This window comes from Flavobacterium chungangense LMG 26729, assembly GCF_000735715.2.
GTDB classification, from domain to species: Bacteria; Bacteroidota; Bacteroidia; order Flavobacteriales; family Flavobacteriaceae; genus Flavobacterium; species Flavobacterium chungangense.
Window position 1 is genome coordinate 210,192 of sequence record NZ_JASY01000008.1, and the last position, 16,295, is coordinate 226,486.

The window sequence follows — 16,295 nt, forward strand, 5'->3', positions numbered from 1 at the left end:
ACATCCATTTATCTTTGAAAAAATAATTATCATCTTTTCAAAAAGACTATAGATAATAAACAGTAATCGTTTTTAATCCGTCCTCTTTTTATAGTTTTGATAATATAAGAGTTAAAAAAGACAGCATTGAATTTAATGAGAAATTATTTCAATTTTTTACAATCCTTTTTATTTTTTTTAGCTTTATGATGAAACATATTTTAATAAATTATGCAAAAAATATCCCTACTCCTTGTTATAACTGCTTTTATTGGAGTTTCATGCTCTATAAAAGCAAAAGCTACTGATACAAATTTGTCAATTTCGGATAAAAAAGCAACAAATGAAACAGTTGCTCTTTATAAAAAACTACAGCAATTGTCTCAAAAAGGATATCTTTTCGGACATCAGGATGACCTGGCTTATGGTGTAAACTGGAAATACGAACCATTGCGCAGCGATATAAAAGATATCGTTGGGGATTACCCGGCAGTATATGGATGGGATATAGCAGGTCTGGAAAAAGATGACGCCCATAATATTGACGGAGTTCCTTTTGACAAAATGAAACAATATATTAAAGAGGCAAATGAACGAGGCGGAATTTCAACAATAAGCTGGCATTTTGACAATCCTGAAACTGGAAAAAATGCCTGGGACAATACTTCAAATTCTTTAAAAACCATTTTACCGGGTGAAAAAAATCATGAAAAATTCATATCATGGCTTGATAAAGCTGCCAATTTCTTTCTATCCTTAAAAGATAAGAACGGAAAAAACATACCAATCCTTTTCAGACCTTACCATGAGTTAACGGGAGGCTGGTTCTGGTGGGGAAAAGGAAATTGTACACCAGAAGAATTTAAAGCCGCATGGAAATTTACCTTCGAATACCTGCAAAAAAAAGGGGTACACAATTTAATTTACGTTTATAACACCAGCAGTTTCAATTCCAAAGAAGCTTTTTTAGAAAACTATCCAGACGATAATTATGTCGATATTTTAAGCTTTGATTCCTATCAGAATAACGAAGATAAAAGTGGCGAAAAATTTATAGCCGAAGTTCAGAATCAACTTAAAATCATAAATAAAATTGGTCAGGAAAAGCATAAATTAATTGCTGTTGCAGAGGCCGGATACGAAGCTGTTCCCGATAGCAAATGGTGGACAGGGACTTTTACAAAAGCAATTGGTGATTATAAAATATCTTATATCTTACTTTGGAGGAATCATGGCTGGCAGGAAAAAGAACAAAAAATGCATTATTATGTTCCTTATTCCGGTCAGATAAGCGAGAAAAATTTTGTAGATTTTTATAATCTTGACAAAACCTTATTCGAAAAAGACATCAAAAAAGCATTAAAATAACTAACTATACCAAATTACAACCTTAAAAAAGAAATTAAATGCACGACAAAATCAGTTTGAAAGAAAAAATAGGCTATGGACTTGGAGACGCAGCTTCTTCTATGTTCTGGAAAATCTTCAGTATGTACCTTCTATTTTTCTATACCGATGTTTTCGGACTGGCACCAGCAGTAGTAGGAACCATGTTCTTAATTACCAGAATATGGGATTCCTGTTTCGACCCTATTGTTGGAATTATCGCTGACAGAACAAAAACCAAATGGGGAAAATTCAGACCTTATTTACTTTGGGTTGCTGTGCCATTTGCTGTTATTGGAGTACTAACCTTCTACACTCCTGATTTTGATGAAAAAGGAAAAATTATATATGCTTATGTAACTTATTCCTTAATGATGATGATTTACTCCTTAATCAATGTACCTTATGCTTCACTTTTAGGCGTAATGTCTTCTGACAGAAAAGAAAGAACAACCTTATCTTCTTACAGAATGGTTTTTGCTTTTGGAGGAAGTCTTTTAGCACTTTGGTTAATTGAACCTTTAGTAAATTATTTTGGAGGAAGCCTTAACTCAAAAACAGGCTGGCTGGCTACAATTGCTGTATTCGGAATTATAACAACTGCTTTTTTCTGGGCATGTTTCCTTTGGACAAAAGAAAGAGTTAAACCAATTGATGATGAACAGACAAATCTAAAAGAAGATTTAAAAGACTTATTAAAAAACAAACCCTGGTGGATTCTGCTTGGAGCCGGGATTGGTGCTTTAGTTTTCAATTCTATCCGTGACGGAGCAGCTGTATATTACTTTAAATACTATGTAAGCAGTAGTGTAAACTTCGATTTTTCGCTTTTTGGAACAGTTTTTCACATGACTCCAACTTCAATCTATTTGGTTTTAGGACAAGCAGCCAATATCATTGGAGTTATTGCAGCAACACCATTGGCTAATCAGTTTGGTAAAAAGAAAACCTTCTTTGGTGCTATGGCATTAGCCGCAATTTTGAGCCTTGTATTCTATTTCTTCGGAAAAGAAGATGTTGTCCTAATTATGAGTTTTCAGGTTTTAATAAGCATTTGTGCAGGCTGTATCTTCCCTTTAATCTGGTCAATGTATGCTGATAGTGCTGACTATTCAGAATGGAAACAAGGACGCAGAGCCACAGGTTTAGTCTTCTCTGCTTCATCGATGTCACAAAAGTTTGGATGGACAATTGGTGGTGCCGGAGCTGGATGGCTTTTGGGTTACTACGGTTTTCAGGCCAATGTTGAACAAACGGCCACTACTCAAAACGGAATTCAATTGATGTTAAGCATACTTCCTGCCATGGCCGCAGCAATATCTGTAGCTTTTATTGCATTCTACCCATTATCTGAAGAAAAATTACAAATCATAGAACAGGATTTAAACGAAAAAAGAGACATAAAAAATTAAAATACAGATTTAGAAATTGATTGATATGACAACAATAACAACTTCAGCTACATTTCACGATAGAAAAGTAGCGTTAGAAAAAGAACATAATACGCTTGTACAGCAAAAAAATGAGCCTCAAAATACGATTGGAAACGGAATTTATCAACGTTATAAAAATCCGGTAGTCACTGCCGCACACGTACCTTTAAACTGGCGTTTCGATTTAAATGAAGAAACAAATCCATTTTTACAGGAACGTATCGGAATGAATGCTGCTTTTAATGCAGGTGCGATGAAATGGAATGGCAAATATTTATTAGCAGTTCGTGTAGAGGGAATTGACAGAAAATCATTTTTTGCTATTGCGGAAAGTCCAAATGGAATTGATAATTTCAGGTTTTGGGAAAAACCGTGTGTAATTCCACAAACCGAAGAGCCGGACACAAATGTGTATGATATGCGTTTGATCAATCATGAAGATGGTTGGGTTTACGGAATTTTTTGTACAGAAAGAAAAGATCCAAAAGCTCCAAAAGGGGATACAAGTTCAGCTGTTGCCAACGCCGGGATTGTACGTTCAAAAGATTTAGTGAACTGGGAAAGGCTTCCTGATTTAATTTCGAATACCGGCCAGCAAAGAAATGTTGTTTTACATCCTGAATTTGTAAACGGAAAATATGCTTTATACACACGCCCACAAGATGGTTTTATTGATGTGGGAGCAGGTGGCGGAATTGGTTTAGGATATGTTGACAATATGGAAAATCCCGTTGTAAAAGAAGAAAAAATCATTTTTGGAAAGCATTATCACACCATTTATGAGTTAAAAAATGGTCTTGGTCCTGCTCCTATCAAAACAGAAAAAGGCTGGCTGCATTTGGCACACGGAGTTCGTAACACAGCTGCCGGTTTACGATATACACTTTATATGTTTATGACAGATTTGAATGATATTTCGAAAGTAACTCATGTTCCTGCCGGACATTTTATGGGACCTGAAGGAATAGAAAGAGTTGGAGATGTTTCGAATGTATTGTTCTCAAATGGATGGATTGAAGACGAAGATGGTACTGTCTATGTATATTACGCATCATCAGACACCAGAATGCATGTCGCCGTTTCATCTGTAGCAAAATTAGTTGATTATGTGACCAATACTCCAGCTGACACTTTTATTTCTGCCGGTTCTGTAGAAACAATTATCAGCCAAATCGAAAAAAACAACGCAATATAATTTAACCGTGCAATCAAAACTAAAGCAACTTAAAACCGAATTATCAGCTGAACTTGATGCTATTTTAGACTATTGGTCAAAAAACACAATTGATATTGAAAATGATGGTTTTATTGGTCAGATTGACTCTAATAATGCAGTAATTTTAAATGCTGAAAAAGGTTCTGTACTAAATGCCCGAATATTATGGTCGTTTTCTGCAAGCTACCAGGTTACAAAAGATGAGTCTCATAAAGAAATTGCCAAAAGAGCTTTTCAATATCTTTCTGAATATTTTTATGACCCTGAGTTTGGAGGTCTATTTTGGAGTATCAATGCAGATACAACCCCAAAAGACACCAAAAATCAGATTTATGCTTTGGCTTTTGCCATTTATGGTTTGTCCGAATATTATATTATTTCAAAAGATGAAAAGGCACTCGCAATTGCCATCAATTTATATTTAAGAATACAAAAACACAGTTACGATTCTGTAAACAAAGGTTATTTAGAAGCTTTTACACGCGATTGGCAACCTATTGAAGATCTACGACTGAGCAGTAAAGATGCTAACGAAAAGAAAACCATGAACACACATTTGCATATTGTTGAGGCATATGCAAATTTATTCAAGGTTTGGAAAGATGCAAAGTTACAAAGTGATATTATCGAATTATTACAAACCATCGAAAAACATTTCATCAATCCAGAAACAGGCCATTTGCATTTGTTTTTTGATGAAAACTGGATTGAAAAACCAGATGTTATTTCATATGGTCATGATATTGAAGCTGCCTGGCTTTTATTGCAATGTGCCGAAATTTCAGGAGATAAAACATTAATCGACAATTTCACTAAACATGCCATTCAAATAGCAGAAGCTACCCAGGAAGGCATAGATACTGATGGTGGTTTATGGTATGAATTTGACCCTGAAAAGAAGCGACTAACTACCGAGAAACACTGGTGGGTACAGGCGGAAGCCTTAATTGGTTTTTATAACGCATATCAATTAACTGATAACGAAAAATATTTAGAAATTGTTTTAAAAAACTGGGAGTTTATAAAAAAACACATTTTAGACAAACAAAACGGAGAATGGTTTTGGGGAATTTACGGCGATTATACTTTGATTGAAAAAGACAAAGCCGGTTTCTGGAAATGCCCATATCACAACAGTCGTGCTTGTTTGGAACTCATCCAAAGAATAAAAACTTAAATTATTTCACTTCTATAAAACTGATTTATTGCATTAAAAACAACGATTATGAAACAACTCTTTTTCTTTAGTTTATTATTTTTTTGTGCAATAAGTGATGCACAAACCAATTTGATTAAAAATGGCGGATTTGAATCTGAAACATTAAATTGGACTGGCGATGCTGCAACCATATCTCCGTATGACAAAAAAACGGGTAAAAACAGCGCTGTTATCAATCAGTTTACGGGTGCTGAATGGAAAGCAATAGATCAAATTGTAAACATTCCAAAAAATACGTATGCTGTAGAATTCAGCGTTTGGGTAAAAGCCGATCAGATTGAAGGCGGCAAGGAAGCTTATAACGCCGGTTTAATGATTGCTGAATTTACAAACAGCGGCGGAAAAAAAATAGTTTCTGAAAACATAGCGCAAGTAAAAGGAACAATCGTCTGGACCAATTATAAAAAAACAGTTTTGGTTCCTGAAAAAGCGCAAAAAATCAGAATCATGCTCGCATTGGCACAAATCAACGGCTCTGTATTTTTTGACGATGTAAATGCGACTGCACTTTCTGAAGAAGAGTATTTCAAACTTAATCCCATAACGACAGTTCCGGAAGGACAAAAAACAATTTCTACTTCAAAACCATTTTCAAACGGAAATTTTGAAGAGAATCTAAATTCATGGAATGGAAACGGAACAATTTCTACTACAGACAAAAAAGATGGAAATGCAGCAGTAGAAATTTCATCAAAAATCGCCGAATGGAAAGCAATTGATCAGGTATCTGATATTAATAAAGGAAATAAAACCATAGAAATCTCAGGATGGTTAAAAGCAAAAGATATCCAACAAGGAAAAGACCCATGGAATAACGGCATGTTTATTATTGAATTTAAAAAAGACGAAAACACCAAAGCTTCAGAAGATCAGGTTATAGGAACAGTGACCGGAAATACGGACTGGACTCTTTTCAAAAAAACATTTCAAATTCCCGAAGGTGCAAAACAATACCGGATTATGGTTGCAATGAGTGTTTGCACGGGAACTTTATTAGCCGATAATATTGAGGTCAAACTTTCTAATTAAAATCAATGAAAAACTACATCAGAATATTTTTTTTAAGCGCTCCCATTTTATTTTTTGCAGGTTGTTCGTCTGACGATGTAACAAATAATCCTGTAATAGTAGACCCTCCAGTTGTAGTAGCTACAGACCCGCTTACAAACTCAAATACAACTACGTATATGGTTGACGCCAATGCCACAAAAGAAACTGTTGCATTGTTTTACAACCTAAAGAAATTAGCCAAAAGCAAATTCGCTATTGGACAACAGGATGCTTTTATTTCTTTTTACAAAAATAGTAGCGGAGAATCTGACATTAAAAAGATAACAGGGAACGACCCAGCCATTATAGGATCAGACTTATCCTTTGTTACCGACATTAGAAACGATGGCACAACCAGCAATTGGTTCTATCAGCAAGAGGTTAAAAATATTACCCAAATAAAAAATGCTTATGCAAAAGGAATAATCAACACAGTATCCTGGCATTTGCGAGGGCCAAAAAATAAGAATTATTCAGAAACAGATAAAGAAGAATATACTTTTTATGCTAATTCAATGTTTGAAGCCGATAAAAGCATTTTTTTTAGAAGCATTTTACCGGGAGGTACAAGACATGAATGGTTTAAAGAAAAATTAGATCAGGTAGCTGCTTTCTCTTCAAAACTAAAAGGCACAAAAGGCGAATTGATTCCGATAATTTTCAGGCCTTTCCATGAATTTGACGGGAGCTGGTTTTGGTGGGGAGCCGATTTCTGTACTCCGGAAGAATACAAAACAGTGTATAAATTTACTGTTGATTATTTAAAAAATACTAAAGGCGTTCACAATATTTTATATGCTTTTTCTCCAGACAGAACCTATTTAACCTCAACCGATTATTTAAGCAGATATCCGGGCGATAAGTATGTTGACGTCTTAGGAATGGATAATTATGGGGATTTTGACAATCAGGGTACAACGGGTGCCAATACAGCGAATTCTAAATTAAAAATTATATCAGATTTAGCTAAAACCAAAGTAAAAATCGCAGCTTTAACAGAAACAGGATATCGGGTTACAAGTTCAAAAACACCAATAAACGATTGGTTTTCTAATTACTTATACAGTGCTTTAACATCAAACAGTATTGAAGTAAGTTATGTGATGTTCTGGAATAATGATGAAAATGGTTATTATGTTCCGAATGGTTCGGTTTCGAATGATGCTGATTTTAAAACATTTAGTCTAAAATCAAAATCGGCATTATTGAATTCATTACCGAAGATGTATGAATTACCTAAATAACATAGTCAAGATGAAAAAAATAATCCTTGTAACAGTTACTGTTCTTTTATTACAGCTCTCATCTTGCTCAAAACAAGATGACAATTCTCCTGATACAACAACAACACCGGAAGATCCTGTAATAAAACCACAAACGGATCCTTCAGTATCAAATACAATTGGTTTTTTTCTGGATAATTGGAAATCAAAAAACTTTACCTCTCCAACCAATTACACCCAAGCTTCTCTTCCTGAAACGACAAGCTCCACCGTTACCATAGATTTTGCGAATGTAATCACTAAAATTCCCACTACAATCTACGGAAATAATGCCAATTTATGGTCCGGAAAAATGATTACCAATACCACTTTAATCAATGATATTACAAACCTAAAACCCAATATTATCAGATTCCCCGGCGGAAGTATCAGTGATATTTATTTCTGGAATGCAAGCAGCACTCCTTCAACAGCCCCTTCAAAATTAATAAAAGCAGATGGTACTGAAGAAGCATCCGGTTTTTGGTTTGGTAAAAACGATGCAGACTGGACTATTTCTTTAGATAATTATTACCAACTCTTACAATCCACTAATAGTAAAGGAATTATTACCATAAATTATGGTTATGCAAGATATGGAACTGGTGCCGATCCTGTTGCTGATGCTGCAAAATTAGCAGCAGACTGGGTAACTTATGACAACGGAAGAACACAATACTGGGAAATTGGCAACGAAGTTTATGCCGATTGGGAAGCGAGTTACAGAATCAACTCCGCAAATAATAAAGATGGTCAGCCCGAACTTTTAAATGGCCAGTTATATGCCCAGCATTTTAAAATAATAGCCGCTGCCATGAGAAAAGCCGCTGCTGATGTTGGAAATTCAAACATTAAAATTGGAGCTGTAATGGTCGAAACGATTCCTGCCAGCTATTTACCGGATTGTCATAAAACATGGAATGATAAACTGCTTAAAAACATCGATGGTAAAGCAGATTATTATGTGGTTCATAATTATTACACCAATTATAACACAAACGCTGCTGCCGCCGAAATTTTAGAAACACCTAAGAAAGTAACTGCCGAAATGATGTCTTTTTGCAAAGACGCCTTAACGACTACCAACAATGAAATTAAACCTTTTGCGTTAGACGAATGGAATATTTTTTCTACCGGAAGCAAACAGCAGGTTTCTCACATAAACGGCATGCACGCTGTTTTGATTTTAGGAGAAGTTTTAAAAAATAAAATTGGTCTGGCAGCCCGCTGGGATTTCGCAAACGGATGGTCAAACGGAGATGATCACGGAATGTTTAGCAACGGAGACGAGCCTAATATTCCTAAAGGTACGCCTCGACCTGCTTTTTATCACTTGTATTACTTTCAAAAATACATGGGAGACCGTATGATTGAAGCCAACAAAGATAGCAACGGAAATTATGAAGTTTATGCTTCTTCATTTTCAGATGGTAAAGTGGGGATCAGTTTTGTAAATAAGGCAACAACCGCTATCAATATAAAAGTACAGCTTAATAATTTCATTACCGGAAAGAGAATGTATTGGTACACATTGGTCGGTGATACCGATAACGGAGAATTCTCAAGAAAAGTAATTATAAACGGAACTGGTCCAACTTTAGTAGCCGGAGGGCCTGCTAATTATGCAACTCTAAAACCCTTCTCTGCAGAAACAACAAAAGGTACTAATATAACGTTACCAGCCCGTTCATCAGTTTTTGTTGTTATCGAAAAAAAATAAAATCATCTATCTCATAAAATAATCATGAAAAATTCAATTTCAAAACTAATCCTGTTTGCCTTTTGTTTACTAAATCTAAATTGTGAAGCACAAAAGCAACTCCCTAGAATTACAGTAAAAGGAACGCAATTTTATAAAGGTGACAAACCTTACACCTATATTGGTACAAATTACTGGTACGGAAGTTTACTGGCTTCTAAAAAAGTAGGTGACCGGGAAAGACTGCTTCGCGAGCTTGATTTCATGCAAAAAAACGGAATCGATAACTTGCGAATTTTAGTGGGAGCAGATGGTGGAAAATATGATTTTACGGTACGTCCGGCGTTGCAATATGAGCAGGGAAAATATGATGAGGACTTGCTTGACGGATTGGACTTCCTGATGAATGAGATGAGAAAACGTAAAATGTACGCGGTTTTATACCTGACCAACAATTGGGAATGGTCTGGCGGAATGTCACAATATCTTGAATGGAATGGTAAAGGCGCTATTCCTATTCCGGCTATCGCACCAAATACCTGGCCACAGTTTATGTCGTATACTGAACAGTTTCACAATTGTGACCCTTGTATGAAAGCGTTAGAAGATCATGTGAAATTTATTATGGGCAGAACTAATTCTTATTCTAAAAAGAAATATACAGAAGACAATACGATTATGGCCTGGCAGGTTGGTAATGAACCAAGGCTTTTTACGGTTGAAAATGAGGGAAAATTCACCATTTGGCTCAATAATATTGTCAATTTAATGGATAGTTTAGATAAAAACCATTTAATTTCTACAGGTTCTGAAGGTTTGAACAGTTCGAACGATGACATAGGAATTTTTGAAAGAACACATAAAAATCCAAACATTGATTATTTGACCATGCACATCTGGCCTAAAAACTGGAACTGGTTTAAAGCTGATAATGCCGAAGCTACAATTCCTGCCACTATTGAAAATGCAGGGAAGTATATTGATGCTCACGTTAAAGTTGCCAATAATCTACAAAGACCTATTATTATTGAGGAGTTTGGATTACCAAGAGAAAACGAAAATTTAAATGCAGGGGCGCCTTCCATTTACCGAAATCAGTTTTATAGTTATATCTTTGGCAGAGTTGCTGAAAGTGTTGCCAATAAAGGCCCGTTGCAGGCAGCTAATTTCTGGGGATTTGGCGGTGAAGGAAAAGCAGTTAATGAAACCGGAAAATGGAATCCGGGAGAGCCATTAACAACCGATCCTCCGCAGGAACCTCAAGGATTAAATTCAGTTTTTAACAGTGATAAATCGACTTTAGAAATTGTAAAAAAATACAATCTGGAACTGAAGAAAAAATAAAATAGTGCAAAGTTTACTTAACCATATAAGTCATGTAAATTCATTTGAGAGGACAGCCTCAAATAAATTCAACTATGTACTTATATGGTTTCCTATTATCCAAATAATCAAATCATGAAAAAAAGAATCTTCTATATTTTTATACTGCTTTTTTTTAATGCCAGTTTTTCACAACAACAGGTACAGGATTTTGTATTGGAATCTCCAAACAGAAAAATAAAGGTCAGTATCGTAATCAGTGAGAAGATAACCTGGTCAGTTTCGCATGATAAAGATTTAATTCTGGCTCCATCTTCTATTTCTATGACATTAGATCAAAATGAAATTTTAGGCAAAAATGCTTTGCTTTTGAATTCAAAAAGAGAAAAAGTAAACCAGACTTTTGAATCTCCATTTTACAAAAAGAGTACTGTTAAAAATCAATACAATCTTTTGATATTAAACTTCAAAAATGATTTCAGTATCGAATACAGGGCTTTTGATGATGGCGTAGCTTACAGATTCATCACCAAAAAGAAAAAAGATATTACCGTAAAATGGGAAGAAGTTACTTTAAACTTTGATGAGGATTATAATACTTTAATACCTTATGTTCGTGATTTAAGAAATCCGAAAGATCCTTATATTTCTTCGTTTGAAGCACAATATGAAAACAAAAAAATCAGTGAATTTGCTAAAGATACTTTGGCGTTTCTACCCTTTTTAATTGATTTTAAAAACCGTAAAAAAGCTGTTTTTCTGGAAGCAAATTTAGAAGATTATCCGGGATTGTTTGTAACGAATAATAAGCCCAAATTAGGTTTTGAAGCCTGTTTTTCTAAATATCCGTTGCAGGAAACCAATGGCGGATTTAACAACATCAACAGACTAATTACGGAGAAAACTGATTATCTGGTTAAAACCAAAGGAACACGAAACTTTCCGTGGAGAGCAATTGTGATCTCTGAAAACGATGCCGATTTAGCCAATAACGATATGGTTCAGAAATTATCCGAGCCTTCAAAAATAAAAGATATTTCGTGGATAAAGCCCGGAAAAGTAGCCTGGGACTGGTGGAATGACTGGAACATTTACAACATCGATTTTAAAGCCGGAATCAATACGCAGACATATAAATATTATATTGATTTTGCTTCTAAAAACAAAGTCGAATATGTGGTTTTGGATGAAGGCTGGAGTCTTGAAGACGATATCATGAAACACAACCCGAATGTTGATTTGGAAGCTTTAATCGCTTACGGAAAAGAAAGAAACGTTGGCATTATTTTATGGAGTTCCTGGATGGCTTTGACTAAAAATACAGCCGGAATTTTCAAAAATTATGCTGATTTAGGAATAAAAGGATTTAAAGTTGACTTCCTTGATCGCGATGATGCTAAAATGGTAAATTCGGTGTATGATATTGCTCAAAAAGCCGCTGATAACAAATTGCTTTTAGACTTTCACGGCATGTACAAACCAACCGGAATTCAGCGAACTTTTCCGAACATTTTAAATTTTGAAGGTGTAAAAGGATTAGAGAATAATAAATGGACGCCAAATGATGATGTCCCTTTATACGATACCACGATTCCCTATATAAGAATGATAGCTGGCCCGATGGATTACACACCTGGTGCTATGCGAAACGCTACGAAAAGCGAATTCAGACCAAGCCATTCCACTCCAATGAGTCAGGGGACAAGAAGTCATCAACTGGCACTTTATACGATTTTTGAAGCACCTCTGCAAATGATGGCCGACAGTCCGACTGCCTATATCAAAGAACAGGAAAGTACTGATTTTATAGCCAGGATCCCAACCGTTTTTGATGAAACAGTGGCTTTAGACGGTGAAGTGGGAAAATTCGTTTCAATTGCCCGTAAAAAAGGAAGTATCTGGTATTTAGGTGCAATCACAAACTGGGATTCAAGAGAAATTACAATTGATTTTACTTTCCTTGAAAAAGGCAAAAAATTCGAAGCAGAGATTTTCTCTGATGGATTAAACGCAGATAAAGCTGCGAATGATTATAAAAGAGAAACTGTAACTATTGATTCAACAACAAAATTGAAATTTCGATTGGCAAGCGGTGGCGGAATCGCGATGATTATAAAATAAAAAATGGGACAAATTGTCCCATTTTTTATATCATAGATATGCATAGCAGTCCATACATTTTACATTTCACAAAATACATTTCACACTAAAATCTTCTCAATCGCATTTAATTCATCTTGTGTAAAATCCAGATTCTGCAGACACTCAATATTATTATTCAGCTGCTTTACTGAACTTGCACCAATCAAAACCGATGTAATTCGTTTGTCTTTCTGCAGCCAGGCAAGCGCCATTTGTGCCAAAGACTGATTTCTGTTTTGGGCAATTTCATTCAATTGAATTAATTTGTGAATACGCTCTTCCGTAACCTCATCTTCTTTTAAATGTCCGTTTGGATTATGAGCACGGGAATTTTCAGGAATTCCGTTTAAGTATTTATCCGTCAAAAGTCCTTGTGCCAAAGGCGAAAACGCAATACATCCTACTCCTTTTTCTTCCAGAACATCCAATAAACCTTCTTCAACCCAACGTACCAACATTGAATATTTAGCCTGATGAATCAGACATGGAGTTCCTAATTGTTTTAAAACATCAACCGCAACTCTGGTCTGTTCTGCCGAATAATTACTGATGCCTACATACAATGCTTTTCCGCTTCTGACAGCATAATCAAGTGCCATCATGGTTTCTTCAATTGGAGTTTCAGGATCTGGACGATGTGAATAAAAAATATCGACATAATCAACTTTCATTCTTTTTAAACTCTGATCTAAACTCGACAGCAAATATTTACGCGAGCCCCAATCTCCATAAGGTCCATCCCACATTGTATAACCCGCTTTGGTTGAAATGATGATTTCATCACGTAGATTCCCCTGAAAGTTATGCCACAATATTTTTCCGAAATTAGTCTCCGCAGACCCTGGAACCGGTCCGTAATTGTTTGCCAGATCAAAATGAGTGATTCCTTTATCAAAAGCTTCCACAGCTATACTTTCTGCATTCTCAAAATTATCTACCGATCCGAAATTATGCCATAATCCTAAAGAAATTTCAGGTAACAATAACCCGCTTTTTCCACACCTGTTATATTTCATTGTTTTAGTTTAATAGTTGAAAGTTAAATAGGTTTTAAAGGTAAAAAAAACTCTCGCAGATTTTGCAGATTTAGGAGATAAAAAATCTACTTGATCTGTAAAATCTGCGAGAGAAAATGTTTTTTTCTTAAGCTTAAAACTATTCCTTTATTTCAAATCCACTCTCTAAACCTGAATCAGAACTTCCTCCAACCTTAATTTTAAAAGTTCCCGGCTCAACCAAGTAATTTCCGTTATTATCATAAAAACCAACTTCTGCATCTGTCAAAGTAAAGTTTACTGTTTTAGTTTCTCCTTTCTTCAAACTTACCAATTCAAAACCTTTCAATTCCTCAACCGGTCTGGCAATACTTGCAAAATCGTCATGAATGTACAGCTGGACTACTTCTTTTCCGTCATAATTACCTGAATTGGTAACCTCAACACTCACCTGAACCGGTTCGCCTTTTGCGAAAGCGGTTTTGTTTATTTTCAGATTTTTATACTCGAATTTAGTATAACTCAATCCAAAGCCAAAAGGAAACTGAGGTGTTTTTTCTACATCGGAAAAATGTGACCAGAACACATTTTTATCAACATTTACAGGTCGTCCTGTACTGTAATTGTTGTAATAAATTGGAACCTGACCTACGTTTCTCGGGAAAGAAATTGGCAGTTTTCCACTCGGATTGTAATCTCCGTATAAAACCTGCGCCACTGCATTTCCGGTTTGTGTTCCCAAATGCCAGGCTTCAACAATTGTCGGAATATGTTCTGCTGCCCACGGAATAGTCAACGGACGGCCATTATTTAAAACCAAAACAATATTTGGATTCACTTTGTAAATTTCTTCTAATAATTCCTGTTGCAATCCCGGTAAATCAAGGTTTGTTCTGCTTCGTCCTTCACCACTCTGAAAACCATGTTCGCCTAAAACCATCACCACAACATCTGCATTTTTGGCCGCTGTTTTTGCTGCTTCAAATCCGCTTTTGTCTGTTGTATTAAAAACCACCTCATCCAGGAAAGTCGCTTTTCCAACAATTAAATCGGCTCCTTTTTCAAAAACCAGCTGATTGTCTTTGTATTGCTGCATTCCTTCTAAAACCGAAACTGCCGTATTATCATCTGCAGCAATTCTCCAGCTTCCTAATGGACTGTTTTTATCATTTGCCAAAGCTCCGATCAAAGCAATTTTTTGTCCAGATTTCTTTAGCGGAAGCAGATTTTTATTATTTTTAAGTAAGACAATTGACTTTTTAGCCATATCCAGAACACCATCATTATTTGCTTTATTTCCGATAGTTGCTTTTTCACGTTTTTCATCACAATATTTGTATGGATCGTCAAATAATCCCAATTCAAACTTTACTCGCAAGATTCTACGAACTGCATCATCTACTAAAGCCTCTTTAACTTTTCCTTCCTTAACTAATTTCGCTAATTCGTTAACATACAAATGTGATTCCATATCCATATCAGAACCGGCTGTAACGGCTTTCAATGTTGCATCTGCTCCATCTTTTGCATAACCATGCGCAATCATTTCACGAACCGAAGCCCAGTCTGAAACCACAAAACCATCAAACTTCCATTTGCCTTTCAAAATGTCTCTTTGGAGAAAAACATTTCCCGTTGCCGGAATTCCGTTTACGAGATTAAACGAGTTCATGAGTGTTCTTACACCGGCTTTTGTTGCTGCTTCGAAAGGAGGTAAAACGGTATTAAACAATTTCGAATTACTGATATCAACCAAATTATAATCACGTCCGGATTCTACATAACCATAGGCCGCAAAGTGTTTCGCGCAGGCAGCAATGGTGTTTACTTTTGCCAGATCAGCAGTTGTTTCTCCCTGAAATCCTTTTACTCTGGCAACCGCAATTTTGCTTCCCAGATACGGATCTTCCCCTGCTCCTTCCATCACACGTCCCCAACGGGCATCGTTTGAAATATCGACATTGGGTCCAAAAGTCCAGTTAATTCCGGATGCCGAAGCCTCATCTGCCGCAATCGCCGCCGACTTTTTAATGGCCTCCAAATCCCAGCTCGCCGCTTCTGCCAACGGAATAGGGCTTAACGTTTTATAACCGTGAATGACATCAAAACCAATAATCAGCGGAATTCCCAATCGGGTTTCTTCCACAGCAATTTTCTGCACCGCACGAACCTCTTTCACACCGCGAACTGTGAGCATACTACCTACCCATCCTTTTCTCAGATGTTCGTATTTCAATTCGGCATTTCCACCTTTTGGAGCAGGGCCTGTCACATCCCAAAAACCATTATATTGATTCATTTGTCCCACTTTTTCTTCCAAAGTCATCAATGGCAAAAGCAGGTCAATTCGTTGTTCGATCGTTTTATTTTTATCCAGATACGGTTTCTTCTGTGCATTCATATTTCCGGCAGTAAACAGGGTCAAAACCCCAATAATTAGTATTTTTTTATTTTTCATGATAGTTAGTTTCATATTTTGGGCGTGTCCCTACGGGTCGGGCTATCCGTTTCAAGTCCTCGCCCTTCCTCCGTCAGGCTGTGGGCTTTCCTCTCCTATCCCTCACGCAACGGGTAAACAAGAATTTTTGATT

The 16,295-nt window shown here is 36.1% G+C and carries 11 protein-coding genes; 9 read left to right on the forward strand and 2 right to left on the reverse strand.

Features of this window, described 5'->3' with window-relative positions; genetic code table 11:
* The first annotated feature begins 210 nt into the window (after positions 1-210).
* The 9 genes from JE46_RS14810 (at position 211) to JE46_RS14850 (ending at position 12,688) form a co-directional block, all read left to right on the forward strand.
* Complete coding sequence (locus JE46_RS14810; RefSeq protein WP_031456061.1) at positions 211-1,347, forward strand: glycoside hydrolase family 26 protein; 1,137 nt, start codon at positions 211-213, stop codon at positions 1,345-1,347.
* A 38-nt stretch (positions 1,348-1,385) separates the two neighbouring features.
* On the forward strand, positions 1,386-2,777 hold the full coding sequence (locus JE46_RS14815; RefSeq protein ID WP_031456062.1) for an MFS transporter: 1,392 nt from the start codon (positions 1,386-1,388) through the stop codon (positions 2,775-2,777).
* A 25-nt stretch (positions 2,778-2,802) separates the two neighbouring features.
* Positions 2,803-3,993 (forward strand): glycoside hydrolase family 130 protein, encoded by a 1,191-nt coding sequence (locus JE46_RS14820; protein WP_031456063.1) that lies wholly within the window; start codon positions 2,803-2,805, stop codon positions 3,991-3,993.
* A 7-nt stretch (positions 3,994-4,000) separates the two neighbouring features.
* A complete protein-coding gene (locus JE46_RS14825; RefSeq protein ID WP_031456064.1) occupies positions 4,001-5,191 on the forward strand; it encodes an AGE family epimerase/isomerase in 1,191 nt (396 codons plus the stop codon).
* A gap of 48 nt (positions 5,192-5,239) precedes the next feature.
* Positions 5,240-6,262 carry a carbohydrate binding domain-containing protein gene (locus tag JE46_RS14830; RefSeq protein ID WP_031456065.1) on the forward strand — a complete coding sequence of 341 codons (1,023 nt, stop codon included), beginning with the start codon at positions 5,240-5,242 and terminating at the stop codon, positions 6,260-6,262.
* Positions 6,263-6,267: 5 nt separating this feature from the next.
* A complete protein-coding gene (locus JE46_RS14835) occupies positions 6,268-7,527 on the forward strand; it encodes a glycoside hydrolase family 26 protein (RefSeq protein ID WP_031456066.1) in 1,260 nt (419 codons plus the stop codon).
* Positions 7,528-7,537: 10 nt separating this feature from the next.
* Positions 7,538-9,265, forward strand: a complete 1,728-nt coding sequence (locus JE46_RS14840; protein ID WP_031456067.1) for a hypothetical protein — start codon at positions 7,538-7,540, stop codon at positions 9,263-9,265.
* A 24-nt stretch (positions 9,266-9,289) separates the two neighbouring features.
* Positions 9,290-10,588, forward strand: a complete 1,299-nt coding sequence (locus JE46_RS14845) for a glycoside hydrolase 5 family protein (protein ID WP_031456068.1) — start codon at positions 9,290-9,292, stop codon at positions 10,586-10,588.
* A gap of 114 nt (positions 10,589-10,702) precedes the next feature.
* Positions 10,703-12,688, forward strand: a complete 1,986-nt coding sequence (locus JE46_RS14850; protein ID WP_031456069.1) for a glycoside hydrolase family 97 protein — start codon at positions 10,703-10,705, stop codon at positions 12,686-12,688.
* 80 nt (positions 12,689-12,768) lie between these two features.
* Here JE46_RS14850 and mgrA read toward each other — a convergent pair whose 3' ends face one another.
* Both mgrA and bglX read right to left on the reverse strand, forming a co-directional pair.
* Complete coding sequence (mgrA, locus tag JE46_RS14855; protein WP_031456070.1) at positions 12,769-13,725, reverse strand: L-glyceraldehyde 3-phosphate reductase; 957 nt, start codon at positions 13,723-13,725, stop codon at positions 12,769-12,771.
* 139 nt (positions 13,726-13,864) lie between these two features.
* Positions 13,865-16,162 (reverse strand): beta-glucosidase BglX, encoded by a 2,298-nt coding sequence (gene bglX, locus JE46_RS14860; protein WP_031456071.1) that lies wholly within the window; start codon positions 16,160-16,162, stop codon positions 13,865-13,867.
* Between the last annotated feature and the right edge of the window lie 133 nt (positions 16,163-16,295).